Origin of the sequence: Campylobacter concisus, assembly GCF_003049085.1 — a bacterium.
In the GTDB taxonomy this organism is placed as follows: Bacteria; Campylobacterota; Campylobacteria; order Campylobacterales; family Campylobacteraceae; genus Campylobacter_A; species Campylobacter_A concisus_H.
In genome coordinates this window covers 226,183-252,052 of sequence record NZ_PIQX01000001.1, presented here as the reverse complement: position 1 = coordinate 252,052, position 25,870 = coordinate 226,183, and the positions used below count along the sequence as shown (strand labels likewise).

Genomic DNA, 25,870 nt, shown 5'->3' with positions numbered 1-25,870 from the left:
AAATTTAAACCCCAAAAACTACTGACGCACTTCGTTTGTCAGCTTAAAGCTTTGCTTTGCACTCTGCTTTAAGCTTTAAAATTTATGTGCTAATTTTTAAAAAGACTAAAAGCAGAAGTAATGGCAGTAACACAAGCAAAAAAGACAATTACAATAGCAAAGAAAGAATTTAGAAAAAATCCTAATTTAGTAACGTCTATAAAATCAAAATACACTTTTAACCTTTTTAAAAATTAGCCCCCAATAAAGGGGGAACAAGCTATTTTAAAAGAGAAAGACCTTTTTTAACAGCAAAAATTGCAGCCAAAACAACAATAACCGCACCAGCTACGCCCATAAATGGAGTAATATTAAGATCGCCAGTTACTGTGCCATCTGCACCCATTGTTATACCAGCTGCAAGAGCATTACTTGACATTGCACCAACAGCAGCAACACCACCTAAAACCTTAGCCTTAGTAGAAGAAAGAAATCTTTTCATCTCTAACCCTTTTTGTTTAAATTTAGTAGTCTTTAACTACTTATTTAAGGAAACACAAGGACTTAAATAAGTAGTTAAAGGGGATAAACCCCTTTATTTATTTATTTTCAGGTTTTTTTGCAGGCTTTGTATCAAATAGGAAGTATTCAACTGGATTAGCGATCGTAATTATTCTTTGATCGTTAGGGAAGCCACCTTCAACCGGTATTTCTTCGCCTTTTTTAAATTTTTCTTTTATTGCAGCCGCTACAAGTCCAGCGGTATTATTATCAGGGCAGATTATTTTAAAAACAACTTTTTGCTCTACTTCATCAGTAAAGCCAGTCTTTTCATTAACAACGTCATAGATATTTGATGAAGAAATACGAACAGAAGAAGAGTAATCATTACCTTCAAACTTACCAGAAGCCGAACTTCTAACAAGACCACCCCTAAGAACATACTTTAAATCATATTCAGATTTAACGATTTGCATTTTTAACACCTTTTTTTAATTTATTTTTTTGAAACACCATTTAACATAGCCCCGAAAAGGTGTTTCGTCCAAACGGGGCTAAAATAGTTTAATGCCATATTCAGGGCAAAATTTACATTATTTCGATAAAATCGAAACATATGTAAGATTTACATATTTTCAACAGGTAAATATTACATAATATAAAATTAAATAATGCTTAAATATGTAAATTTTACAGGTAAAAAAATGACAAATGCAGAAATCGCGAAGAAACTAAAAATAGCCGAAAAAACAATATACAACTGGCGAAAAAATAGAAAAGAATTATTTGAAGTTATAGAAAATGGATTAAATTTAAAGGAAGATAAAGAAAACTTATACGTAAATGTTACATATAAAGAACTAATCGAACTATTAGAAAAACTATCACAGCAAGAAATTCAATACTACATTTCAGACATAAAAACAAGAATTTTAAAAAAAGAGATAGATAAATGAAAAAATTACTACTAATACTTATATTTTTAACAAATGCACTAAGTTATGATTTTGGCGAAGATGTAAATATAATGGGCAAATGGGAGATTACAACAGAAGACAATCAATTTATTAATTTTCTTACAAGTGCTGGCAATAAATGGGAAATTGAAATTAAAGATGATGGTTTTATATATGATCTAAAAAATGAAAATTTTATACACGAAAAATGGAGTTATACAAGAGAAAAAGGAATAATAAGCATAGAATTTTATAACCAAGACAGCCAAAAAGAAAAATTATTTAAAGGATATTTTAAGAATGCAACAAGCAGCAATATAAAAATAATAAAGAAAATAGATTTTAACTATTACCTAGTTGAAATAATAGAAACAAGCGATAAAATAAAAATGAAAAGACTGGGAGATAGCAGACAAACAAAGAACACAAAAATTAAAAAAGATATAAAAATAGAAATGAATTAAATTTGACTAAAATAATATTAAGCATAAACAAGCTTAATATCAAGGGCATTTACAACCTTAAATATACTTTCAAATCTAGGTTTTGAATTTTCTTTAAACATTTTATAAAAGCTTTCCCTATTCAAATTTGCTTTCTTTGCAACTTTCTCAATACCTTTTGATTTTGCTATATAAAATAAAGCCCTTTTAAATTCTTCGATATCGCCATCAGCCAAAACTTGATTTAAATATTCTTTTCTAAGTTCATCGGTTGTTAAATAGTCTTCTAGATTAAATTTTGTAAATTCTTCTTTCATTTATAATCCTTCAATATCTCTTTTGCTTTTTTAATATCATCGCTTTGACTATCTTTATCGCCAGCATTTAATAATATAATTATTTCATCGCCATTAAAAGTAAAAAATATTCTTATTCCACCACGATTAAAAAATCTAAGCTCATATAAATCTGTATCAATAAATTTATAATCTCCTAAATGATCTCTAGTTTCTATTTGATCTAATCTTCTTAAAATAGAAATTTTAACGATCGGATTATTTAATTTATGTAACCATTTGTCAAATGTAGTGCTTTTTAATATTTTCATAAAATGGATTTTAAAAAAATGTAGCTTAATGGCTACTTATAAAAGCCCTTAACGCTCATAACCCGAAGGTCGGCGGTTCAAATCCGTCCTCCGCAACCAAATGCCCATTACTTTTTATCATCTTTTAACTAAGCACCAACCCCCACACCATCGCGTATATCATCAACATTGAGATGAACGTAGTGTAAGCTACTTTTGATATCTGTATGACCCATAAAAGCCATCAGTTTATGAGCATTAAATCCCTTCAAACTCACTAACCTAGAAGCCACTGTATGGCGTAATACGTATAGTCCGTGAGTGTTGTTTTCTCCCTTATATCCTAGATGGTTTCTTACAGCCCACCACATACGATTTGCTGTATCGTGGTTTAGATGAGTTATGGGGCACTTGTTTAATGGTAGGTCTTTGCAGTTGTCATAAGCCCCTTGAGATACCCAGTAGTAAGCCATACGAAGCACTTAGTCGTCTTTTGTTTCAGTAAAGAGTTTACGAGCCTCTATTTTACTTACGCTCTTAGCTATTTCTAAGCGTTGTTTTATGGCTTTGAAGACTAGAATAGTTTTGTTTTAATATGTAAAAAGAAAGATTAGTAAAAATAGGTTTCATAACTTTTAAATATAAAAAGAGAATTTTCCACCTAGTATTGTTTTATGGATTATTAGTATAAATTTAAAAATATAGAAGGGGGCGAATGCCCCTAATTATTATTTTAAAGTTTGGATGTATTCAGCTACTGCTTTTGCATCTTCGTCGCTCATTGGCGTAGCGATTGGTTTCATCATAGCGCCAAGACCAAATTTATTTGCTCCTGTTTTATAGCCCTTTAGTGCCTCTTCGATAGCTGCTGCATCAAGAGATGTTAAAGCTGGAACTTTATTATTAAACACTTTTTCAGCTTTTGCACCATGACAGGCGATGCATTTTTTGTAGATAGCAGCACCATCTGCAGCAAAGGCAGCAGTTGAAAGTAGAGCCGCAACGCTAGAAACAATTAGTAATTTTTTCATTCTTCATCCTTTGTAAAAAAGTTTGTGCATTATAGTACAAAAAGGTAAATTCGCAAGAAGCTAGTTAAAATATTTTGGCTATAATCACCAAATGAATAAAAATGAGCCTATTAAAGCACTTTTTCTAGATAGAGACGGCGTAATAAACGAAGATGCTGGATATGTTTACGAGATAAAAGATTTTAAATTTATCGATGGCATTTTTGATGCGTTAAGGGAATTTGCTGGGGCTGGCTACAAGCTCTTTGTCGTGACAAATCAATCAGGTATCGGAAGAGGCTACTACACGCAGGAGCAGTTTGACGCTCTAAATAAATTTATGCTTGAAAGCTTTAAAAAAGAGCAAATTTTTATCACCAAAGTCTATTTTTGCCCACATGCCCCAGAGGCGGATTGCGCTTGCAGAAAACCAAATACAAAAATGATACTTGATGCTTGCAAAGAGTTTGACATAGACCTTGAAAACTCGCTCATGATAGGTGATAAACCAAGCGATGTCGAAGCTGGCAAAAGAGCAGGCGTTGGTAGAAATTTCTTGCTCGATGGCATAAATTTTAAAGATGTCAGAGATGTTTTAAATAAGCTAAAAAAGGAAAAATCACTATGAATTTAAATGGAAAAAAGATAGTTATAACTGGTGGCGCTGGCTTTATAGGCTCGGCGCTGGCGCATTATTTTGACGAAAATTTTAAAGATGCTCACGTGCTTGTTGTGGATAAATTTAGAAATGACGAGACATTTAGCAACGGCAACCTAAAAAGCTTTGGCCATTTTAAAAATTTACTTGGTTTTAAAGGTGAAATTTACGCCGGCGACATCAATGACCCTAGCACGCTTGAGAAGATAAAAAGCTTTCGCCCAGACGTCATCTATCACGAAGCAGCGATCTCTGACACCACTGTAAAAGAGCAAGATGAGCTAATAAAAACAAATGTAAATGCCTTTGTAAATTTGCTTGATATCTGCGAGAGTTTAGGCACAAAGATGATCTACGCTAGCTCAGGGGCGACTTATGGCAACGCAAAGAGCCCACAAACAGTTGGCGAGTGCGAAGCGCCAAATAACGTCTATGGCTTTAGCAAGCTAAGCATGGATAATATCAATAAAATTTACGCAAAACGCGGTGTGAGCGTGGTTGGGCTGAGGTATTTTAACGTCTTTGGCAAGGGCGAGTTTTTCAAAAATAAAACTGCCTCGATGGTGCTTCAGTTTGGTCTGCAAATTTTAGCTGGCAAGACCCCAAGGCTCTTTGAGGGTAGCGACCAGATCAAACGCGACTTTGTCTATATAAAAGATATCATTGACGCAAACATAAAAGCGCTTGATGCGCCAAGTGGCGTCTATAACGCAGCTACTGGCAAGGCTAGAAGCTTTCAAGATATCGCTGACATCTTGCAACGCGAGATCGGCGTAAATTTAGGTAACGAATATATCAAAAACCCATTTGTGGGCTCTTATCAGTTTCACACAGAGGCCGACGTCGCCCCAGCTCGCGAGGCATTTGGCTTTAGTGCGACTTGGAGCTTAGAAGAGGCGATAAAAGACTACTTGCCAGAGATAAAGAGAATTTATAAGGAAGAGCTAAATGGCTAAGAGAGTTAAAATTTTAGTAGTCGGCGATCTCATGCTAGATCACTATATCTGGGGCAGTTGCGAGCGCATCTCGCCTGAAGCGCCTGTGCAGGTGGTAAAGATAAATAACGAAACCTACACGCTTGGCGGCGCTGGCAATGTAGTAAGAAATTTACTCTCTCTTGGCGCAAACGTGAGCGTGGCTAGCGTCTTAGGAGATGACGAGGCTGGCAAAAAGATAAAAGAGAAGCTTGCTGAGCTAAATGTAAAAGATGAGCTCATCCTTACTGAAAAAGGGCGCGAGAGCTCGATAAAAAGCCGCATTATGGCGTCTCACCAGCAAGTTGTCAGGATCGATAAAGAGAGCGTTGTCAAGATAAATTTAGAAGATGAGCTCGTCTCAAAAGTAAAAGAAAATCTTGCAAATTTCAAGGCCGTCTTGCTAAGTGACTACGGCAAGGGCGTGCTTAGCGAAAAGGTCTGCCAAGAGATCATAAACGAGTGCGTGAAGCTAAAGATCCCAGTGCTTATCGATCCAAAAGGCAGCGACTACTCAAAGTATAAAAACGCAACCCTTCTAACGCCAAATAAAAAAGAGGCGAGCGAGGCTACAAATTTAAAGATAAAAGACAAGGCTGAGCTTGAAAAGGCGATAAAACAGCTAAAAGACGAGCTAAATTTGACCTATTCGATCATCACGATCTCAGAAGAAGGCATCGCGCTATATGATGACAAATTGCATATCTTTGCGGCAAAAGCAAAAGAGGTCTTTGACGTCACTGGCGCTGGAGATACGGTGCTGGCGACACTTGGCTACATGCTAGCAAACGGAGCTGATATAAAAGAGGCGATAAAGATAGCAAACCTTGCAGCAGCCGTAGTTGTAGCAAAGATAGGTAGCGCAACGGCTAGCTTTAGCGAGATCGAGCAGCTGCTAAATAGCTCATTTGGAGCAAATTTCGAGCACAAGCTTAAAAGCGTTGAGGAGCTAGAGGAAATTTTGAGCCAAAAGGGCAAGAAAAAGGTCGTTTTCACAAATGGCTGCTTTGATATCTTGCACGCTGGACACGTAAAATACCTAGCGTGCGCAAGGGAGCTTGGCGATCTTTTGGTCGTCGGGCTAAATTCTGATGCTTCAGTAAAGAGGCTAAAAGGCGAGGCAAGACCTATAAACTCACAAGATGATAGAGCTTGCGTGCTAAGTGGACTTGGATTTGTTGACTATGTCGTGATTTTTGACGAGGATACGCCTCTAAATTTAATAGCAAAGATAAAGCCTGACGTGCTTGTAAAAGGGGCTGATTATAAAGACAAAGAGGTCGTTGGCAGCGAGATCGTAAAAGAGGTCAGGCTCATCGACTTTGTCGAGGGTAAAAGCACGACAGGGATAATAAAAAGGATAAAAGATGCTAAAAACGATGATAAAAAATGAGCTCGAGGCTCACCAAAAGACCTTTAGCGAGCATGTAAATTTGCTTGATAGCCTAGAGCGTGCTTGCCAGATGGTAGCTGATACGCTAAAAAATGGCAAAAAGGTGCTAATATGCGGCAACGGTGGCTCTGCGGCGGACGCTCAGCACTTTGCAGCTGAGCTAACTGGCAGATATAAAAGCGAGCGTCAAGCGCTCCCGGGCATCGCGCTAACCACTGATACTTCGGCACTTACGGCTATCGGCAACGACTACGGCTTTGATTACGTTTTTTCACGTCAGCTTGAGGCCTTGGCTCGTCCTGGCGACTTACTCGTAGCGATCTCAACAAGCGGCAACAGCAAAAACGTTCTTGAGGCTATAAAAAGTGCAAAGAAAATGGGCGTATCAGTGCTTGGACTTAGTGGCAAAGGAGGCGGAGCGATGAATGAGGGCTGCGATCTAAATTTAGTCGTTAACTCAAGCGACACTGCAAGGATACAAGAGTCGCACATATTTTTTATTCACACGATCTGCCAGGCCGTAGACGAGGTTTTTAGGGGTTAATATGCAAGAAGCGATGGATAAATTTTTAAGTAATCCTAGCCAGCAAAATGAGATAAATTTGATAGCGGCTTTAAAAAAGGCTAGCTTTTTCGCTCCGGTGCTTTTAAACCAAGCACTTGCAAAGCCAGATGGTGGTGTAGTTTACGAAGAAGAGGGCTCAAATATCAAATTTATTTTGCTTGAAGATGAGGGCGAAAAGCTTAGCTATTTTCCGGCATTTACAAGCAAAGAAGCGATGAAGCTTTGGCGAAATGACAGCGAGCAAGAAAGCATTGAGATAGGGCTAAAAGAGTATCTTGCGATGCTAAAAGAGAGCAGCTACGCTGGAGTCGTGGTTGATGCTTTTAGCTATGATTTTATTCTTAAAAAAGAGCAGATAGCAAAAATTTTAGACTAAAATTTTCATCGCTCTATTGCTAAAGTCGCTGATTTGCTATTTAGCAAGTTTTTATTAATTTTAAGCTAAAATCAGCCAAGCTAAATTTAAGGAAAAAAATGAAAGACAATCTACTTGAATTAACCCAAGATATCGCATCTGTTGATATCGAAGAGTCTATAAAAACTAGCTATCTTGACTACTCTATGAGCGTCATCGTCGGACGTGCTTTGCCTGACGCTAGAGACGGATTAAAGCCAGTTCATAGAAGAATTTTATACGCTATGGATAACCTCGGTGTTGGCAGCAGAAGTGCCTATATGAAGTCAGCTCGTATCGTCGGTGAAGTCATCGGTAAGTACCACCCACATGGTGACACAGCAGTTTATGACGCGCTTGTTCGTATGGCTCAGAAATTTTCTATGCGTTATCCAGTCGTTGATGGACAAGGAAACTTTGGCTCGATTGATGGCGACAGCGCAGCTGCGATGCGTTATACAGAAGCTAGAATGACAATGCTTACTGAAGAGCTTTTAAAAGATATCGATAAAGACACGGTTGATTTTGTGCCAAACTATGACGATAGAGAGGTTGAGCCAGATGTTTTGCCTAGCCGTGTGCCAAATTTATTATTAAACGGCTCAAGCGGTATCGCGGTCGGTATGGCGACAAATATCCCACCACACAGCCTTGATGAGCTAATAGACGGTCTTTTGCTACTTCTTGAAAACAAAGAGGCGACGCTTGAAGAGGTGATGGAATTTATAAAAGGTCCAGATTTCCCAACTGGCGGTATCATCTTTGGTAAAAAAGGCATCATAGAGGCCTACCGCACAGGTCGTGGCAGGGTCAAACTAAGAGCCAAAACTCACATAGAAAAAAAGCCAAACAAAGATGTCATCGTCATCGACGAGCTGCCTTATCAAACAAACAAAGCAAGGCTCATCGAGCAGATCGCCGAGCTTGTAAAAGATAAGCAGATAGAGGGCATCAGCGAGGTTAGAGATGAGTCTGACAAGGACGGCATCCGTGTAGTCATCGAGCTAAAACGCGACGCGATGAGCGATATCGTGCTAAACAACCTCTTTAAATCAACCACGATGGAGAGCACTTTTGGCGTTATTATGCTTGCCATTAATAACAAAGAGCCAAAGGTATTTAATCTTATCGAGCTACTTAAGCTATTTTTAAATCACAGAAAAACGGTCATCATTAGAAGAACGATATTTGAGCTTGAAAAAGCGCGTGCAAGAGCCCACATCTTAGAGGGTCTAAAGATCGCACTTGATAACATAGATGAGGTGATCGAGCTTATTAGAAATAGTGCCGATACGGCGGTTGCTAGAGAAGGCTTGATGAGTAAATTTAATCTCTCAGAACTTCAAGCAAACGCTATCCTTGATATGCGTCTAAGCAAGCTTACAGGCCTAGAGAGAGAAAAACTAGAGGCCGAGCTAGCTGAGCTTATGGCTGAGATCGCAAGACTTGATGAAATTTTAAAGAGCGAGACATTGCTTGAAAATTTGATCAAAGAAGAGCTTCTTGAGATCAAAAATAAATTTAAAGTACCAAGAGTTACTGAGATCGTTGATGACTACGATGATATCGACATCGAAGATCTCATACCAAATGAAAATATGGTCGTAACCATAACTCACCGCGGCTACATCAAGCGTGTGCCAAGCAAGCAGTACGAGAAGCAAAAACGTGGTGGCAAGGGCAAAGTAGCGGTCACGACATACGATGATGACTTTATAGAAAGCTTCTTTACTTCAAATACCCACGATACGCTTATGTTTGTGACTGACCGCGGACAGCTCTACTGGCTAAAAGTCTATAAGATCCCAGAGGGAAGCCGCACAGCAAAAGGCAAAGCAGTTGTAAATTTGATCCAGTTGCAGCCTGATGAGAAGATCAAGGCGATCATCCCAACGACTGATTTTGACGAGAGCAAATCGCTAGCATTCTTTACTAAAAATGGCATCGTAAAACGCACAAATTTAAGTGAGTTTAAAAACATCCGCTCAGTTGGCGTAAGAGCGATAAGCCTCGATGAGAACGACGAGCTAGTAACTGCGCTCATCGCTCAAACATACGATGATATGCCGGTCACCGACCCTGAAAATGAGCTAAGCGTAGAGACTGAGGTGCTTGAAGTTGAAGAGCTTCAAAACGAGATCGATGAAGATAGTGCAAATGCCGAAGAGGATGCAAACTCAGGCGATGAGACAATGCTGTTTGTCGTTACTAAAAAGGGTATGTGCCTTAAATTTAAGATCAGCAAGGTTCGCCAAATGGGCAGAACTGCACGCGGCGTAACTGGCATTAAATTTAAAGAGCCAGGCGATGAGGTCGTGGGCGCAGCAGTCATCGAAAGCAATGATCAAGAAATTTTAAGCATATCTCAAAAAGGTATCGGCAAGCGCACAACCGCTGATGAGTACCGCTTGACAAACCGCGGCGGTAAAGGCGTCATCTGCATGAAACTAACAAGCAGAACAGGCGATCTAGTGGGCGTTGTGATGGTTGATGAAGAACAAGATCTAATGGCTCTAACATCAAGCGGCAAGATGATAAGAGTCGATATGCAAAGCATCCGCAAAGCAGGACGTAACACAAGTGGCGTGATCGTCGTAAATGTCGATGGCGATGATGTTGTAAGTATTGCAAGATGCCCTAAGGCAGATGATGGCGAAGATGAGGATGAAGCACCAAGCGAAGATATGGGGCTTTTGGAATAAATTTTGCTATTAAATTTTAAATAAAAGCATAAAAAAAGGTTGTTTATGAAGGCTAAAATTTTATCTTTTGCTTTGATGATCGCTATTTTTGGCGGCTGCTCATTTAACGGCTTTATGGGCGAGCCAACTAACACATCAAACCGCAACGTAGTTATCCAAAAGGTCGATAAAGACGATCTTAGAGAGGTGATGAAAAAAGAGAAGATGATATATGATAGCGCTCCAAAAGAGACCACTTTTAGAGCCACAGGCGAGGGCATAGCTCCGCTAAATTCGCTCTCATACGCTCAGTCGGTCACTCTTGCAAAAAGAGCGGCGATGGCGGATGCTTATTCTCAGCTTGCTGGTAAGCTTTATGGCGTAAAGATTAACGCTGAAGATACCGTAAGAGACGCGATGTTAAATGATTCATCTATCACTTCAAAGGTTCAAGGTCTTGTCAAAAACGCAAGGATCGTGAACGAAAATTTCAAAGACGGGCTTTATAAGGTAAATATGGAGCTTAAGATAGACGAAGATAAGTGGCGAGAAGTCTTTTCTTACTAACGATACTTTTAAATTTCGCCTTTTGCCTGGAGGAGTTTATCTTCTGGGCGAAGGTCGATACGAAAAATCAAATAGTTGCCTTTGAAGAAATTTCATTTTCAAAAGCGATGACTTTAACACTAAATCCAAAACCAAAATTTCTTTGCCAGATAGATGCTTTTAAAGATGAAAACACCACAACTCTTGGCTTTTTAAATTTACACAAAGATGAAATTTTTGACTGCTTTGCCTTAAAAAAAGTGATGATAAAAAATGAGCTAAATGTCAAAAATGCACAGATCTCAAACGCTTCAAATTTGAAAATTTTGCCAGTTAGATTTATGGTGGAATTTAAGCCAAAATCCGCTATCATCGGCACACTTCAATAAAAAAGAGATCAAATGAATATCGTCATAGTAGAAGATGACATCAATATGCGAAAGTCGCTTGAGATCGCACTTGGCGAGTATGAAGAGCTACACATCAAAAGCTACAAGAGCGCAGTTGAGGCTCTAAAAAAGCTAAGCGACGACACTGATCTAATAATCACCGACATAAACATGCCAAAGATGGACGGACTTGAGTTCATTAAGGAGCTAAACGGCAAATTTGACGTCATCATAATGACTGGAAACGCCACACTTAACAAGGCGATCGAGAGCGTTAGGCTCGGCGTGAAGGACTTTTTAACCAAGCCATTTGACGTCTCGACGCTATATGAAGCGATAAAAAGGGTAGAGGCGCTAAAACAAAAAACCCCAAAAAGCATAAAAAAAGTTGAAACTAAAAGCGAAAATAACGGCTTTTTAGCCACTTCAAAAGCGCTTGAAGCGACGCTAAATATCGCGCTAAAAGCTGCAAGAACAGACGCTTCAATAATGCTTAGTGGCGAAAGCGGCGTTGGCAAGGAGGTCTTTGCTAAATTTATCCACGCAAACTCACCAAGAAAAGATGCGGCATTTATCGCTTTAAACATGGCTGCGATACCTGAAAATTTGATAGAAAGTGAGCTTTTTGGCTTTGAAAAAGGCGCTTTTACTGACGCTGCAACTACTAAAAAAGGGCAGTTTGAGCTAGCAAATAGCGGAACGCTATTTTTAGATGAGATCGGCGAGATGCCCATAAATTTACAACCAAAACTGCTTCGTACCTTGCAGGAGCGCGAGATAACAAGACTTGGCGCTACAAAGAGCGAAAAGATAGACGTTCGCATCATCTGCGCCACAAACGCAAATTTAGAGCTTGCGATGAGGGAGGGCAGGTTTAGAGAGGATCTTTTCTACCGCCTAAATACGATCCCGCTTTTCATCCCCCCACTTCGTGAGCGAAAAGACGAAATTTTACCTATCGCGCAGGATACTTTGGAAAAATGTTGCAAAGAGTATGGCTTTGAGGCTAAAAATTTCTCAAAAGCAGCAAAAGAAGAGCTTTTGAGCTACGACTATCCAGGTAACATTAGAGAACTCATCTCGGTTGTGCAAAGAGCGGCAATACTAAGCGAAGGTGATGAAATTTTGCCAAAAGATCTTTTTTTGCAATCTAGAAGTAAAAAATAATTTTAAATTTAAGTTTTTGGTTAGTAAAATTATCAGAAATTTAAAAAAAACAAGGAGGGTGTGTTGAGAAAAATTTTACTTATTTTGATGGCTTTACTTTTTTGCGGATGTGCTGGATCTATGCGTCAAGAGATACTTGTCGTACCAGATAGCAAAAAGAGCAACGTTAAAAGCTTTTTTGTCAGTCAAAATCTTTCGGATAATCGCGGCATAAATAATATGATAGAGCGTTCTATTTCAAGACAGGGCTATGAAATAAAAAGTAGCGAAAAAGTTGCTGATGTTATTGTCACATACGAGATAGCACATTTAGACTATGGTATCTTGTATATTATTTTTAGAGATTCCAAAGATAGATTTCCTATGGTAATAGGCAACGAGATCAGGAATGGATCGCAGACGTTACCGCTTCTTGAGCTGATGGTGCAAGAGGTGGTCGATGCTATGATGATAAAGCAAAAACAAGGATATTAGATGAGAAACTTATTAGTCGTTTTTATTTTATTTTTTATGACAGGTTGTGGGCTTAAAAATACAACCTATACAGAGCTTTCTCCAAATTTTATTCCTGTGAATAGATACGATAAAAGTGTTAGCTTATATACTACTGGTATAACCGTTGTTGAAGAGAATTTTTATAACGAGTTTGAAAAAGCGCTTGTTGATGCAATACAAAAAACCGGAATGTTTAGAACAGTAACAAAAGATATGGCAGATATCCACATAAGTGCTTTTATCGTAAATGCCACATATCCGTTTATGGGGCTTAGCTTTGATGCTAAAATGGAGATAGCGTGGATAGTAAAAAAGGGTGACACTGTTGTTTATAGACACTCTATAATTACTAGCTCACAGCAGACAAGATCTGGTCTTATGGCAGCTGATAGATTGCGCTCGGCTATAAACGGAGCCATTAGAGAAAACATTAGACTAGCTTTGATGGATATTTCAAGATTAAAATTATGATAAGGAGAGTAGATGAGAAAATTTAACATAGCGGTCGTTGGTGCTACTGGAGCTGTTGGCGAAGAGCTTTTTAGAGTGATGGAAGAGGTTGAGTTTCCAGTTGGAGAGCTTTTGCCGCTTGCTAGCGCAAAAAGTGCTGGTAGTGAGATCGAATTTAATGGCAAATATTACAAAGTAAAAGAGCTAACCGAAAAGGTTTTTAGCGAGCACGAGATAGATATCGCATTTTTTAGCGCTGGTGGCTCAGTTTCAGAAAAATTTGCCAAATTTGCAGCTGATAGTGGCGCAGTAGTCATCGATAACACTAGCCATTTTAGGATGGATAAAGACATCCCTCTTGTTGTGCCAGAGTGTAATCCAAGTGATATAGCACAGTGGAAAAACCGCGGCATTATCGCAAATCCAAACTGCTCGACTATCCAAATGGTGCAAATTTTAAAACCACTAAACGACGCTTTTAGTATCAATAGAGTCGATGTTTCTACATACCAAGCAGCAAGCGGTGCTGGCAAAGAGGGCATGGAAGAGCTTGTCGTTCAGATGCAAAAATTCTTTGAGTTTAAGCTTGATGAGTGCGAGCCAAAGGTATTTGCACACCGCCTAGCGCTAAATGTGATCCCTCACATCGATGTTTTTTTGGATAACGACTACACAAAAGAAGAGATGAAAATGGTCAATGAAACGCAAAAAATTCTTCACAAAGATATAGAAGTTAGCGCTACCTGTGTGCGTGTGCCAGTGCTTAGAAGCCACTCTGAGGCGATCACTATCCACTTTGATAAAGATGTAAGTGCGGATGCAGCAAGAGAAATTTTAAGCAAAGCTCCAAGCGTCGTTGTAGTCGATAATCCAGCAAATAAAGAGTATCCGATGCCTATCATTTCAAGTGATACAAATGAGACTTATGTCGGTAGGATCAGAGTTGATAATTACAGACCTAATGTGCTTCATCTTTGGTGTAGTGCCGATCAGATCCGCGTAGGGGCTGCGACAAATGCCGTGAGGATCGCGCAAAAGTGGATCGCGATGCAAGAGTAAATAAAAAGGATTTTTATTGCGTAAGATATTTGAAAAAATTTTGCTTGCAAGCAACAGCTTTACACTTTTTCCAGTAGTTTTTGGACTTTTAGGTGCGATCGTGCTTTTTGTTATCGCAAGTTATGATGTCGGCAAGGTGCTTTTAGAGGTTTATAGATATTTCTTCGCCGCAGATTTTCACGTTGAAAATTTTCACTCAGAAGTCGTTGGCGAGATAGTTGGAGCGATCGATCTATACTTGATGGCACTTGTTCTTTATATATTTAGCTTCGGAATTTACGAGCTTTTCATCTCGGAGATCACTCAGCTAAAGCAGTCAAAGCAGAGCAAGGTGCTTGAAGTGCATTCACTTGATGAGTTAAAAGATAAGCTTGGCAAAGTGATCGTCATGGTCTTAATCGTAAATTTCTTCCAAAGGGTGCTTCACGCAAACTTCACAACTCCGCTTGAGATGGCATACCTTGCGGCATCTATCCTAGCACTTTGCCTTGGACTTTACTTCCTTCACAAGGGAGATCACTAAAATTTTAAGCGTTTTTACGCTTAAAATTTCTTCTACATCTTTTCTTTAGCTATTTTTAGGTAATATCCATTTAAAAATTTAAAGGAAATTTAATGATTTTTATAGACGCTTGTCTTAAAAAACCTACCCCTTATACGCCTGTTTGGATGATGCGCCAAGCCGGTAGATATTTGCCAGAGTATATGCGAGTACGCGCGCAAGCAGGGGATTTTTTATCTCTTTGCAAAGACTACAAAAAGGCTAGCGAAGTTACGCTTCAACCAGTTGAAATTCTTGGCGTTGATGCGGCGATTTTATTTAGCGACATCCTTGTTGTGCCTCTTGAAATGGGCATGGATCTACGTTTTGAAAAAGGCGAAGGGCCAGTTTTTAGTGAGCCTTTGCGTGATAAGGCCGCACTTGATGCACTTAGTATCGAAAAATCGACTAAAAATTTAGCATACGTCTATGACACGATAAAGCTCACAAGAGAAAATTTAGCCAAAGATAAGGCGCTCATTGGCTTTTGCGGCGCACCTTGGACGATAGCTACATATATGATCGAGGGTGGTGGCAGTAAAACTTATGCGATCTGCAAAAAAATGCTCTATCAAGATCCAGAATTTTTACATCAAATTTTAGAAAAAGTGACGCAAGCTCTCATCCTTTACGTCAAAGAGCAGATAAGAGCAGGCGTAAATGCGGTGCAAATTTTTGACAGCTGGGCGGCTGCGCTTGAAGAGCAGGCGTATTTTGAGTTTGGGTTTAACTACATAAACAAAATAGTTGATAGCGTCAAGGCTGAATTTCCAGAGATCCCGCTCATAGTTTTCCCAAAAGGCATAAGTGGCTATCTGGATAAAATTTCAGGCAAATTTGATGTTTTTGGCGTTGATTGGAGTACACCGATCGAACTAGCAAAAGAAAAACTTAGCCCAAGATATGTCCTTCAGGGCAATATGGAGCCAACTAGACTTTATAGCAAAAAGGCGATAGATGAGGGCGTAGATAAAATTTTAAGCACGATGGAAGGCGTGCCTCATATTTTCAATCTTGGTCATGGAATTTTGCCTGATGTGCCAGTTGAGAATGCAAAATATTTTATAAAACAGGTACAGACAAAAAGTGCAAGGTAACAAGCCTTGCATCGTCTTTGGACCGATAAATTCTCGCCGTTTTGGCATGAGCCTTGGCATAGATCTAAGCCCAAAGCAAAAATCATGTAATTTTGACTGTGTTTATTGCGAGCTAAGTGGTGCAAAGACTGTTGAAACAATAGAAAATCCGCCAAGCGTTGATGAGATCATAAGCGATTTAAAAGAAGCTTTAAAAACTTATCAAAACATCGACGTCATCACGCTTACAGCAAATGGCGAACCAACTCTTTACCCGTACTTAAAAGAGCTGATAGCAAAAGTAAATGAGCTAAAAGGTAGCGCAAAAACACTCATTCTAAGCAATGGCTCAGGCGTGTGTGATCCAAAAATTTGTGAAGCCTTGCAAGGGCTTGATATAGTGAAATTTAGCCTTGATAGCGCGGTGCAAAGCACTTTTAAAAAGATAGACCGCAATAAAAGTGGTATAGAAGTAAATGAACTTATAAAAGCAATGGCTAAATTTCGCAAGGAATTTACTGGCGAGCTTGTGCTTGAAATTTTAGTCGTGGCTGGATTTAACGACAAAAAAAGTGAGTTTGAAGCACTTAATGTGGCGATAAATGAGATAGCTCCGCACCGAGTGGATATTGGCACGATAGATCGTCCACCAGCCTATAATGTAAAGAGTGTAGATGCCAAAAAACTAGAGGAGCTAGCCAAGCAGATAAGTGGCGTACCGGTTAATATAGCTAAGGCTCACAAAATAGAGCAAAAGTATAACTTTAGTGAAGATGAAATTTTAGAAATGCTAAGGCGTCGTCCGCAAACTATTGCAAATGTTGAAGAGAATTTCTCAGAATACTCAAAGCAAATTTTAAACAAACTCTTGCAACAAGATGTGGTTTATCTAGCCGATGTTGCTGGAGTAAAATTTTATAAACTAAGAGCATAAATGAAAAGAATCCTTACAATACAAGATATCTCGTGCGTTGGTAAATGTTCCCTTACCGTTGCACTTCCAATAATTAGCGCTCAAGGCATCGAAGCATGTATATTGCCTACTGCGCTACTTTCGACTCATACTGGCTTTAAAAATTTCACATTTTGTGATCTGACTGATGAATTTGACGCGATAACACAAGTATGGCACAAAGAAAATATCGCATTTGATGGAATTTATACTGGATTTTTGGGTAGTTTTAGCCAGCTTGAGCTGATAGAGAAAATTTTTAATGAGTTTAATGACTCTGCTCCACTAATACTTATAGATCCTTGCATGGGCGACAATGGCAAGCTCTATCACGGATTTGATGAAAAATTTGTTATGAAAATGCGTGAACTTTGTACAAAGGCTCACGTCATCACGCCAAATATAACTGAAGCAAGCTTTATGTGCGGGATGCCGTTTTTAGGCAGTGACTATACGCAAGATTATATTTTAGAGTTGCTTGAAAGCTTGGCTAGCTTTGGAGTTAGAAAGATTGTGTTAAAGGGCATTAGATACAAGCAAAATGAATGCGGCATCATAGCTTACGACGCAAAGACAAAAGAGAAGGTAGAGTATTTCCATGAATTTTTACCATTTCACACGAGTGGGACTGGAGATATATTTGCTTCTGTGCTTTTTGGTTCACTCATAAATGGCGAAAGCATGCAAAATTCTATCAAAAAGGCAGCAAATTTTGTGCTTAGTAGCATTAAAATCACGCTAAAAGATAAGAGCCGCACATGGTATGGTGTGCAGTTTGAAAAGATGCTTGGCACTCTTGCAAAATAGGCGGGCAAACTACTTATTTAAAATTTTTAATAACACAACGATATGGCAAAGATTTATATCTTTGCTAGCTGTTAGAAGTGCTATATCGCCATGCTCTTTTTCTAGTTTTTTTAGTATTTTAAAGCAAGATTGCGCTTTTTCATTATTAAGCTCGAGCTCAAATTTCTCACAAAACTCATCAAATCTAGCTTCTCTATCTTCATGAAACCACTCTCTTAAAGCAGTGCTTGGTGTGATATCCTTTAGCCAAAGGAAATTTGAAAATATCTCTTTTCTTATGCCTCTTGGATAGAGTCTATCAACAAAAGCCGCCTTCATATCCAAACTATCATCTTTGATAAAATCATAAATTCTATAAGCTTTAAACATGTTGTGATTGTAATCCTATAATGTTTATAAATAAAAAAATATTCTTAGTTATCTTATATTTTTTATACTTGTTTAAATTTTAAGGTTTGTAAAATTAAAGCTCAAATTTTTGATTGCGGCGATAAGAATTAAACTAGGGCTAGAAATGGTCCTAAAAAGAATAAATTTAAATTAAAGCTCGTTTCGATAAAATCCCAATATAAAAATCACTAAAAAGGTTATCATTATGAGAGGCTATAAAATTTTCTCAGGAACGGCTAATATTGAGCTTTCAAAGAAAATTTCGCAATATCTTTCACTTCCTCTTAGCGAGGCAAGTATAAAAAGATTTAGCGATGGAGAGATCAGCGTGCAAATCGGCGAGAGCGTTCGCGGAAAAGATGTTTTTGTCATTCAGCCAACATGTGCACCGACAAATACAAATTTAATGGAGCTACTTATTTTAACTGACGCTTTAAGACGCAGTAGTGCAAGCTCTATAACAGCGATTGTGCCGTATTTTGGCTACGCTAGACAAGACAGAAAAGCAGCTCCTAGAGTGCCGATCACTGCAAAACTAGTGGCAAACATGATGCAAACAGCAGGTATCGATAGAGTCGTCACTATGGATCTTCATGCAGGACAAATTCAAGGATTTTTTGATATTCCGGTTGATAACCTTTATGGAAGCATCATTTTTAATGACTACGTAAGAGCTAAAAATTTACCAAATCCAATCGTTGCAAGCCCTGATGTAGGCGGTGTGGCTCGTGCTAGAGCCTTGGCTAAAAATCTAAATCTTGACATGGTTATTGTTGATAAACGCCGCGAAAAAGCAAACGAGAGCGAAGTGATGAATATAATTGGCGACGTAAATGGCAAAGATGTGATTTTGGTTGATGATATGATCGATACAGCTGGTACGATCGTAAAAGCAGCTGAAATTTTTAAAGAGCGTGGCGCAACTAGCGTTATGGCATTTTGTACGCATCCAGTCCTTAGTGGACCAGCTTACGATAGGTTAAAACTGGGCTTTTTAGATGAGTTGGTGGTAACAGATACGATACCTCTAGCTGAGGAGCTTCCTTGTATAAAAGTGCTAAGTGCTGCTTCTTTATTTGGCGAAGTGATACGCCGTGTATATCACAATGAAAGCGTAAATAGCTTATTTTAATTGATTTTGGCTTTTGTTTTTAGCGTTTCAGGCAAAAGCCAAATCTTCTTTATCTATTATTTTTAGAACTACTTGATTAAAATTTTAACTCTGATAAATCAAAATTTATAGCAAAAAGATAGCCTCTATTTATAGCTGGAATTTTTAAAATTCTAGCCTTCTCTTTAAAAATTTTTGGCATTATGGTTTTACAAAATGGAGTTACTAAAAGGTAAGTGTCTGCGTATCCGACAGCTATCTTGCCGCTTAGCACCACGCTTATTTGCTTTGCTAAATTTGTGCTTAGCTCATCTTTTTGAGCTTTGCTTAGAAGCACGTTTAGCTCTTTTGCCGCCATATCAACGCCTCGTATCGCATTACTATCATTTTTTATGATAAAAATTTCATCACTTATTTTTGTGATATTTGGCATTAAAATTTGTCTATCGGCTTCTAAAAACTCAAAGCTCTTTTGTACGCCAATAAAATATCTATCCAAAAATGGCTCACTAAAATTTAGCCTCATGAAGCTTCTTTTAAACTCACCTTTTAAATTTGTCTCATCGATAAAATAGCGTAAATTTCTCTCATCAAGATAGTTTTGAAGCTCTTTTTTGCGTAAATTTAAAAGCGGCCTAACTAGCCAAAAGTGCTTTCTCTTTTCAAGCTCGCTCATGCCAAAGAGCTCTTTTAGCCCAGCACCCTTACTAAGCTGCATCAAAAACCACTCAAATTTATCGTCAAACTGATGCGCTAGGACCAAATTTTCATAGTCAAATTTTTGGCAAATTTCTCCAAAAAACTCATATCTTACCTCGCGCGCATTTTTTTCAAAATTTGAATTATCTAAAAAAACGCTTTTGGTATAAATTTTTTTACCAAATTTATCTGCGAGTTCTTTTGCACTTTTTATCTCGCTTTTACTTTGCTCTCGAACATTGTAATCAACCATCGCTAGATCAAATTTGATCCCAGCCTCTTCTAAAATGTAAAAAAGTGCGGTGCTGTCTATACCGTGCGAGAAGGCTAGTAGGTTTGCACCTGAGTTTAGCTTTTCTCGCACATTTTGGCTTATCATTTTGCTTTTTTGATGATTTTAGCGATTAGTTTTTGATCGACCACGTCAGAGACCTCACAAAGATAGAGTGAGCCGATCTCAAGCTCTTTTACATCGCTTTCGTTTATTAAAATTTCGCCATCTATATCTTTATCCCAGATATCTTTTTTGGCTGCGTAAAACATCTCCCCCTCACTACTTTCGCCCTCAAGAGAAGCATAAATTTGCTTGCCAATCTCTTTTTGCAAGCTCTCATTTATCGATTTTTTAGTGATTTTTTCTATCTTATTTAGTCTTTTTGAGATGATCTTGGCTGGGATTTGCTCCATTTCAAAAGATGCCGTATCTTCTTCTTTTGAGTAGGCAAAGGCTGAAATTCTATCAAATTTAAACTCTTCTAAAAATTCGCAAAGCTCCTCAAAATCCTCCTCGCTCTCGCCCGGGTGTCCCACGATGACACCAGTTCGTAAGAATGAATTCTCGGCATTTCTCATTAAATTTAAAAGCTCTTTTATCTTTTTAGCGCCACTTCCACGCTTCATTATCTTTAGTATGTCTTCGCTGATGTGTTGGATCGGCATGTCAAAGTAGTTGTGAAAGACAGGCGAGGCGATGATACGCTCAATTAGCTCCTTGCTAGTTGTGCTTGGATAGAGATAAAGTATCCTGGCACTCCTTACGCCCTTTATCTTTTCTATCTCGTCTATTAAATTTATAAGCCCGTCGCTAACGCTGTGATCGCGCATATATGAGCTTGAGTCTTGTGATAAAAAGCTAAAGTCGTAGTAGCCTTTTTTGACCAGATTTTTAACCTCATTTACGATGTTTTCAAGTGAGCGCGATTTTAGCTTGCCTTTAAAAGTTGGAATGGCACAAAAACTGCATTTTTGGTTACAGCCCTCTGAAATTTTGATGTAGGCGTGGTAGTTTGAACCAGTTATCACACGCTCTTCATTTGCTTGCAGATAAGTTTGCGGGCTAAATAAATTTTGTTTTTTCAAGATGATCTCATCGATCTTGTCATAGTCAGCCACACCGGTAAATAAATCAACTTCAGGCAGCTCTTTCATAAGCTCGTCTTTGTAGCGCTGCATAAGACAGCCAGTTACTACCAGCAAAGAGCCATTTTTACGAGCTTCGTGCATCTCAAGTATGGTTTGTATGCTCTCTTCTTTAGCAGATTTTATAAAGCCACAGGTATTTACGATGATAACGTCGGCATCGCTGATATCGTCTGTGATATCGTAGTTTTGCAGTCTACCAAGCATGATCTCAGAATCAACTAAATTTTTGTTACAGCCAAGTGAAATTAAGTGAAGTTTTGGCATTTTTATATCCAGATGTTATCTATTAGTCTAGTTTTGCCGACATAAGCTGCTACTAAAATGATGGTATTATTTTTTTCTATTTTGGAAATTTCATTTAAATTTCTATCCGTAATGGCGACATAATCAACCTTTAATGGCTCTAACACTTCAAGCATCTTTGTTTTGATCTCACTTGTGTCTTCCTCGCCGTTTTGGATCAAATTTTGTGCTTTATTTAGTGATCTTGAAAGCCTTAGAGCATTACATTTATCTTCGTCGCAGATATAGACGTTTCTACTTGAAAGCGCTAAGCCGTCTGGCTCTCTAACGATATCGCAAGCCACTAGGCTGACATTTAGAAAAAATGTCTTTATCATGTTTTGCACGATGATTAATTGTTGTGTATCTTTTTTGCCCATGTAAACGCTATTTGCACGAGTTAGGCGAAATAGCTTGTTTAGCACCCTTAAGACGCCGTCAAAGTGTCCAGGTCTAGTTTTGCCCTCTAAGATGGCTGAAAATTTCTTTGGAGCGACGATGAGCGGCTCATCTTCAAAGTAAAGTTCATTAGCATCTGGGATAAAGATAGCGCTAACGCCGTTTTGCTCGCAAATTTTGATGTCGCTTTGCTCTTTTCTTGGGTATTTGTCCAGATCTTCACCTGGTAGAAATTGAGTTGGATTTACAAACGTTGAGACGATGCTTGTCTCGTTTTGGCTTACACATTTTTTTATAAGACTAACGTGTCCGTTGTGAAGTGCGCCCATTGTCGGCACAAAACCGATCTTGCCGCTTGCATTTTGGACAAAATTTTCAAGCTCTTTTATAGTTCTTATGATCTGCATATTTGACTCTTTTTATCTAAATTTTAACTTGGCATTGTAACAAAAAAGGATTAAAAGGGCGTAAATTTAAAAATGTAAGCAACTTTTGGCTAAAATCGGCAAAAATTTATGGAGAAAAACTTGGATAGTTACGAATACAACGAGCTTTTAAAGAAGCTACAAACAAAAGTTGAAAACATAGGCTCTATCGTAAAGCCTGACGAGATAAAGGCTAAGCTAAAAGAGATCGAGGACACTGAGCAAGACCCTGACTTTTGGCAAGATATCGCTAAAGCTGGGGCGCTAAATAAAGAAAAGACAAAAATTTCAAACATGCTTGCTAAATTTAGTGACGCTCACCAAGCAGTTAGCGACGCAAAAGAGCTCTTTGAGCTAGCAAATTCTGAAAATGACGAGGAGACTATAAATTCTCTCTTTGAAGATGCTAAAAATTTAGATGAAAAGATAGTAAATTTAGAAATTTCTATGCTTTTAAGTGGCGAGGATGACGGCAAAAACGCGATCGTATCGATACACCCTGGAGCTGGTGGCACTGAGAGTAACGACTGGGCGAGCATGCTTTATAGGATGTATCTTAGATTTTGCGAGCGTGAGGGCTTTAAGGTCGAGACTCTGGACTTTCAAGAGGGCGAAGAGGCGGGGCTAAAGGATGTGAGCTTTATCGTAAAAGGCGAAAATGCTTATGGTTATTTCAAAGCAGAAAATGGCATCCACAGGCTCGTTCGCACAAGCCCATTTGATAGCGCAGGACGCCGCCACACTAGCTTTTCTAGCGTCATGGTAAGCCCTGAGATAGATGATGACATAGAGATCGAGATCGAGGAAAAAGATCTAAAGATAGATACTTATAGAGCCAGTGGCGCAGGCGGTCAGCACGTAAACAAGACTGAATCTGCCATTCGCATCACGCACATACCAACTGGCATCGTCGTGCAGTGCCAAAATGACCGCAGCCAGCACAAAAATAGAGCCACAGCGATGAAAATGCTAAAATCACGCCTTTACGAGCTTGAGCTAATGAAACAACAAGAGGCGAGCAATAGCGTCGAAAAGAGCGAGATCGGCTGGGGTCATCAGATAAGATCATATGTGCTTTTCCCATATCAGCAAGTAAAAGACAACCGCAGCGGCGAGGCATACTCACAGACTGATGCGATACTTGATGGTGACATCAAAAAGATGATAGAAGGCGTCTTGATTGCTCAAAAGGCTGAGGCGTAATAAATTTATAAAAAGAGATGAGAGCTAAAATTTCATCTCTTTTAGCTTTGTGCAAGCTTCTTCTTTGCCTTTAAAACAAGCCTCATCAAGATAAATTCTCGCTTTTTTATAGTCATTTTTGCCTAGATAGATAAGCCCTAGATCATAGCTGGCCTCGCTTGAGCCAAGGCTTGTGGCTTTTTCGTAAAAATATATCGCTTTTTCTAAATTTTTATTGACCCCAAGACCGTACTCGTAGATATATCCAGCGTTTCTTAGTCCGTCTATGTTGCCATATCTGCCAGCTGTCTCAAACCAAAAGAGTGCTCTTAAGATATCTTTGCTAAAGCCTTTGCCGTCACGAAAACAAATGCCAGTTTGCTGCATGGCAAGGACATTGCCATCTTTTGCATAATCATAAAACCTCTTGCAAGCCTTTGGATAGTTGCCTTCATTGTATAGATAGATGGCATCTGCTATTTGCTCGACCTCTGGATCAAGTGGTGGCTCGCTAAGGCCAAAATTTTGTGAAATTTGATCTAACGAACATCCCCAAAATATTAAAACACTAAACACAAAAATGATAAATTTTTTCATATTTGTCCTTAAAAATTTAGGCGATTTTATCCAATTTTATCTTATAATGCCCGCAAATTTTAAGCAAAAGGAACGATATGGATCATAATGCACTTTTAATCCAGCTTGGCTATAACGTCAATGAAACGACCACTGCTCAAATGTGTAGAATTTTAAACAATACTGATGGTCTTTTGCCAAAGAGCATAATTGAACTAAACGATCATTTAAAGCCACACCTTTGTTTTGTGGCGATGAGTGGAAGTGAAGATAGACTAAAGATAAAAAATGTAGCTACCGTTAATGAAATAAAAGAGCGAGTTGATGAGATTATAAAAAACTGGGCTAATAAATATAAAATGGAGCTAAAAAAGATAAATGAAACAACTTATTATTTAATGGGAAAGATAAGGGACTGAAAATGAAATATGATATTGTAATTATTGGTTTTGGAAAAGCTGGCAAAACGCTAGCGGTTAAAGCTGCCGCACTTGGCAAAAAAGTGGCTCTTGTAGAGAGATCGCCAAAGATGTATGGAGGCACTTGCATAAATGTTGGCTGCATACCAACCAAACGTCTAATAACAGCCGCTAAAGAGGCAAAATTTGTAAATAATAGCGTTGAAAGCGAATATTACACGCTTAGTGTGGAAAATAAAAATAAACTAATCTCAGCTTTGAATGCTAAAAACTATGCGATGCTAAATGATAAAGAAAATATCGATGTGATCGACGGCGTTGGCTCATTTGCTAGTGAAAATAGCGTTCTTGTGACAACCTCAAACGGCGAGAAAAAGATAATAGAGGGCGACTTTATCATCATAAATAGCGGCTCAAAAGAGGCAGATGTTCCTTTTGAGGTTGTAAACTCAAATGTATTTTCAAGCCAAACGCTGCTTGATCTAAAAAATTTACCAAAGCATTTTGTCATTATCGGTAGTGGTTTTATCGGTATAGAGTTTGCATCAATGTTTGCAAATTTTGGCTCAAAAGTGACTATCATAGGGCGCTCAAAACTACTTAAAAATGAAGATGATGATATAGCTAATAGCGTAAAAGAAGCTCTTAGAGTCCAAGGCGTTGAAATTTTAGAGGGTTGCGAGATAGAGTGCGTTAAAGAAAATATATTAAATTTCAAGCAAAATGGCGAGCAAAGATGCCTTAGGGCTGATGCATTTTTGATCGCGCTTGGCAGAGTGGCAAATGTAGATGATTTAAATTTAAAAGCTGCTGGAGTTGAGCTAAATGAAAAAGGCTTTATAAAGACAAATGAAAACCTTCAAACAAATGTACCAAACATCTATGCGGTAGGCGACGTGCGCGGCGGAGAGCTTTTTACTTATACGAGCTTAGATGATTTTAGGATAGTTTATTCACAAATTTTTGGTGATAAAAAGAGAAATACTAAAAATAGAAGCATTCACGCAAATGTGCTATTTACCGACACTCCGCTAGCAAGAGTTGGAATGAGCGCCAAAGAAGCAAGCAAATTTGGGCTAAATTTTAAAGAGCTAAAACTTAGCATGGCAACAGTACCAGGCGCAAAAGTACTAAATCACGATGTAGGCATGCTAAAAGCTATCGTTGATGCACAAAGTGGAGAAATTTTAGGAGCTAGCTTTCACTGCATATATGCAAATGAGCTGATAAATGAAATCGCAATTGCGATGAATTTAAAAGCAAACGCAAATTTCTTTAAAAATCAAATTTTCACTCACCCAAGTATCAGTGAAGCACTAAATGACTTATTTGGACAATTTTAA

33 protein-coding genes are annotated in these 25,870 nt (G+C 38.4%); 22 read left to right on the top strand and 11 right to left on the bottom strand.

The genetic code is table 11. From position 1 onward, the window contains the following. Positions 1–259: 259 nt before the first annotated feature. A complete protein-coding gene (locus CVT13_RS01305) occupies positions 260–481 on the bottom strand; it encodes a hypothetical protein (protein ID WP_107811337.1) in 222 nt (73 codons plus the stop codon). Between the two features lie 97 nt (positions 482–578). Then, complete coding sequence (locus CVT13_RS01300) at positions 579–956, bottom strand: hypothetical protein (protein ID WP_103577280.1); 378 nt, start codon at positions 954–956, stop codon at positions 579–581. A gap of 228 nt (positions 957–1,184) precedes the next feature. Between CVT13_RS01300 and CVT13_RS01295 the strand changes: the two genes are divergently transcribed. Further along, positions 1,185–1,436, top strand: coding sequence for a DUF1828 domain-containing protein (locus tag CVT13_RS01295; protein ID WP_085657447.1), 252 nt, complete (start codon positions 1,185–1,187; stop codon positions 1,434–1,436). Then, the gene (locus tag CVT13_RS01290) at positions 1,433–1,900 is read left to right on the top strand and encodes a transcriptional regulator (protein ID WP_107811336.1); all 468 of its coding nucleotides are present in this window, start codon (positions 1,433–1,435) and stop codon (positions 1,898–1,900) included. The genes CVT13_RS01295 and CVT13_RS01290 overlap by 4 nt, the downstream gene beginning before the upstream one ends. A 17-nt stretch (positions 1,901–1,917) precedes the next feature. Here CVT13_RS01290 and CVT13_RS01285 read toward each other — a convergent pair whose 3' ends face one another. The 4 genes from CVT13_RS01285 to CVT13_RS01270 all read right to left on the bottom strand — a co-directional run bounded on the left by CVT13_RS01285 (position 1,918) and on the right by CVT13_RS01270 (position 3,496). Continuing rightward, a complete protein-coding gene (locus CVT13_RS01285; protein ID WP_103583533.1) occupies positions 1,918–2,196 on the bottom strand; it encodes an addiction module antidote protein in 279 nt (92 codons plus the stop codon). Next, positions 2,193–2,486 carry a type II toxin-antitoxin system RelE/ParE family toxin gene (locus tag CVT13_RS01280; RefSeq protein WP_107811335.1) on the bottom strand — a complete coding sequence of 98 codons (294 nt, stop codon included), beginning with the start codon at positions 2,484–2,486 and terminating at the stop codon, positions 2,193–2,195. Before CVT13_RS01280 ends, CVT13_RS01285 begins: the two co-directional genes overlap by 4 nt. Positions 2,487–2,614: 128 nt before the next feature. After that, positions 2,615–2,938: a tyrosine-type recombinase/integrase gene (locus tag CVT13_RS01275; protein WP_141083431.1), complete on the bottom strand. Its 324-nt coding sequence runs from the start codon at positions 2,936–2,938 to the stop codon at positions 2,615–2,617. Between the two features lie 255 nt (positions 2,939–3,193). Next, complete coding sequence (locus CVT13_RS01270) at positions 3,194–3,496, bottom strand: c-type cytochrome (RefSeq protein ID WP_087578724.1); 303 nt, start codon at positions 3,494–3,496, stop codon at positions 3,194–3,196. Positions 3,497–3,587: 91 nt separating this feature from the next. Here CVT13_RS01270 and gmhB point away from each other — a divergent pair, with 91 nt between their 5' ends. From gmhB to CVT13_RS01190, 16 genes are all read left to right on the top strand, one after another. Then, a complete protein-coding gene (gene gmhB / locus CVT13_RS01265; protein WP_107811334.1) occupies positions 3,588–4,103 on the top strand; it encodes a D-glycero-beta-D-manno-heptose 1,7-bisphosphate 7-phosphatase in 516 nt (171 codons plus the stop codon). Then, on the top strand, positions 4,100–5,089 hold the full coding sequence (gene rfaD, locus CVT13_RS01260; RefSeq protein WP_107811333.1) for an ADP-glyceromanno-heptose 6-epimerase: 990 nt from the start codon (positions 4,100–4,102) through the stop codon (positions 5,087–5,089). The genes gmhB and rfaD overlap by 4 nt, the downstream gene beginning before the upstream one ends. Further along, complete coding sequence (rfaE1, locus tag CVT13_RS01255) at positions 5,082–6,500, top strand: D-glycero-beta-D-manno-heptose-7-phosphate kinase (RefSeq protein WP_107811332.1); 1,419 nt, start codon at positions 5,082–5,084, stop codon at positions 6,498–6,500. The genes rfaD and rfaE1 overlap by 8 nt, the downstream gene beginning before the upstream one ends. After that, positions 6,475–7,044 (top strand): D-sedoheptulose 7-phosphate isomerase, encoded by a 570-nt coding sequence (gmhA, locus tag CVT13_RS01250; protein ID WP_107811331.1) that lies wholly within the window; start codon positions 6,475–6,477, stop codon positions 7,042–7,044. Before rfaE1 ends, gmhA begins: the two co-directional genes overlap by 26 nt. A 1-nt stretch (position 7,045) precedes the next feature. Continuing rightward, positions 7,046–7,441 (top strand): SseB family protein, encoded by a 396-nt coding sequence (locus tag CVT13_RS01245; protein WP_107811330.1) that lies wholly within the window; start codon positions 7,046–7,048, stop codon positions 7,439–7,441. A 98-nt stretch (positions 7,442–7,539) separates the two neighbouring features. Then, a complete protein-coding gene (gene gyrA / locus CVT13_RS01240; protein WP_107811329.1) occupies positions 7,540–10,161 on the top strand; it encodes a DNA gyrase subunit A in 2,622 nt (873 codons plus the stop codon). 45 nt (positions 10,162–10,206) lie between these two features. Continuing rightward, positions 10,207–10,707, top strand: a complete 501-nt coding sequence (locus CVT13_RS01235; RefSeq protein ID WP_107811328.1) for an LPP20 family lipoprotein — start codon at positions 10,207–10,209, stop codon at positions 10,705–10,707. Beyond that, positions 10,683–11,075: a hypothetical protein gene (locus tag CVT13_RS01230; RefSeq protein ID WP_107811327.1), complete on the top strand. Its 393-nt coding sequence runs from the start codon at positions 10,683–10,685 to the stop codon at positions 11,073–11,075. The genes CVT13_RS01235 and CVT13_RS01230 overlap by 25 nt, the downstream gene beginning before the upstream one ends. Before the next feature lie 12 nt (positions 11,076–11,087). Then, positions 11,088–12,242 carry a sigma-54-dependent transcriptional regulator gene (locus CVT13_RS01225; protein WP_107811326.1) on the top strand — a complete coding sequence of 385 codons (1,155 nt, stop codon included), beginning with the start codon at positions 11,088–11,090 and terminating at the stop codon, positions 12,240–12,242. A gap of 63 nt (positions 12,243–12,305) precedes the next feature. Beyond that, complete coding sequence (locus CVT13_RS01220; protein ID WP_107811325.1) at positions 12,306–12,716, top strand: hypothetical protein; 411 nt, start codon at positions 12,306–12,308, stop codon at positions 12,714–12,716. Beyond that, positions 12,717–13,208 (top strand): hypothetical protein, encoded by a 492-nt coding sequence (locus CVT13_RS01215; protein WP_107811324.1) that lies wholly within the window; start codon positions 12,717–12,719, stop codon positions 13,206–13,208. It begins immediately after the preceding gene. Between the two features lie 12 nt (positions 13,209–13,220). Beyond that, on the top strand, positions 13,221–14,246 hold the full coding sequence (locus CVT13_RS01210) for an aspartate-semialdehyde dehydrogenase (protein WP_107811323.1): 1,026 nt from the start codon (positions 13,221–13,223) through the stop codon (positions 14,244–14,246). A gap of 16 nt (positions 14,247–14,262) precedes the next feature. Then, a complete protein-coding gene (locus CVT13_RS01205) occupies positions 14,263–14,769 on the top strand; it encodes a YqhA family protein (RefSeq protein WP_107811322.1) in 507 nt (168 codons plus the stop codon). A 92-nt stretch (positions 14,770–14,861) separates the two neighbouring features. Continuing rightward, on the top strand, positions 14,862–15,884 hold the full coding sequence (gene hemE, locus CVT13_RS01200) for a uroporphyrinogen decarboxylase (RefSeq protein WP_107811321.1): 1,023 nt from the start codon (positions 14,862–14,864) through the stop codon (positions 15,882–15,884). A gap of 46 nt (positions 15,885–15,930) precedes the next feature. Further along, positions 15,931–16,797 (top strand): radical SAM protein, encoded by an 867-nt coding sequence (locus CVT13_RS01195; RefSeq protein ID WP_107811459.1) that lies wholly within the window; start codon positions 15,931–15,933, stop codon positions 16,795–16,797. After that, positions 16,798–17,622, top strand: a complete 825-nt coding sequence (locus tag CVT13_RS01190) for a pyridoxamine kinase (protein ID WP_107811320.1) — start codon at positions 16,798–16,800, stop codon at positions 17,620–17,622. A 9-nt stretch (positions 17,623–17,631) separates the two neighbouring features. Here CVT13_RS01190 and CVT13_RS01185 read toward each other — a convergent pair whose 3' ends face one another. Next, positions 17,632–17,991: a DUF488 domain-containing protein gene (locus CVT13_RS01185; protein WP_107811319.1), complete on the bottom strand. Its 360-nt coding sequence runs from the start codon at positions 17,989–17,991 to the stop codon at positions 17,632–17,634. Positions 17,992–18,217: 226 nt separating this feature from the next. Between CVT13_RS01185 and CVT13_RS01180 the strand changes: the two genes are divergently transcribed. Further along, the gene (locus tag CVT13_RS01180; RefSeq protein ID WP_021090753.1) at positions 18,218–19,144 is read left to right on the top strand and encodes a ribose-phosphate pyrophosphokinase; all 927 of its coding nucleotides are present in this window, start codon (positions 18,218–18,220) and stop codon (positions 19,142–19,144) included. Positions 19,145–19,220: 76 nt separating this feature from the next. Here CVT13_RS01180 and tilS read toward each other — a convergent pair whose 3' ends face one another. The 3 genes from tilS to panC are packed head-to-tail and all read right to left on the bottom strand — an operon-like array spanning position 19,221 to position 22,332. Further along, positions 19,221–20,201: a tRNA lysidine(34) synthetase TilS gene (gene tilS / locus CVT13_RS01175; protein ID WP_107811318.1), complete on the bottom strand. Its 981-nt coding sequence runs from the start codon at positions 20,199–20,201 to the stop codon at positions 19,221–19,223. Next, positions 20,198–21,508 (bottom strand): 30S ribosomal protein S12 methylthiotransferase RimO, encoded by a 1,311-nt coding sequence (gene rimO / locus CVT13_RS01170; RefSeq protein ID WP_107811317.1) that lies wholly within the window; start codon positions 21,506–21,508, stop codon positions 20,198–20,200. Before rimO ends, tilS begins: the two co-directional genes overlap by 4 nt. 2 nt (positions 21,509–21,510) lie before the next feature. After that, positions 21,511–22,332 (bottom strand): pantoate--beta-alanine ligase, encoded by an 822-nt coding sequence (gene panC / locus CVT13_RS01165; protein WP_107811316.1) that lies wholly within the window; start codon positions 22,330–22,332, stop codon positions 21,511–21,513. 120 nt (positions 22,333–22,452) lie between these two features. Here panC and prfB point away from each other — a divergent pair, with 120 nt between their 5' ends. After that, a complete protein-coding gene (prfB, locus tag CVT13_RS01160; protein WP_107811315.1) occupies positions 22,453–23,553 on the top strand; it encodes a peptide chain release factor 2 in 1,101 nt (366 codons plus the stop codon). 24 nt (positions 23,554–23,577) lie between these two features. Here prfB and CVT13_RS01155 read toward each other — a convergent pair whose 3' ends face one another. Further along, entirely contained in the window at positions 23,578–24,129 is a 552-nt protein-coding gene (locus CVT13_RS01155; protein ID WP_107811314.1) for a tetratricopeptide repeat protein, read from the bottom strand. A gap of 77 nt (positions 24,130–24,206) precedes the next feature. On the opposite strand from CVT13_RS01155, the gene CVT13_RS01145 reads away from it, so the two are divergent. Both CVT13_RS01145 and CVT13_RS01140 read left to right on the top strand, forming a co-directional pair. Beyond that, entirely contained in the window at positions 24,207–24,527 is a 321-nt protein-coding gene (locus CVT13_RS01145) for a type II secretion system protein (protein WP_087585814.1), read from the top strand. A gap of 2 nt (positions 24,528–24,529) precedes the next feature. Then, positions 24,530–25,870: a dihydrolipoyl dehydrogenase family protein gene (locus CVT13_RS01140; RefSeq protein ID WP_107811313.1), complete on the top strand. Its 1,341-nt coding sequence runs from the start codon at positions 24,530–24,532 to the stop codon at positions 25,868–25,870.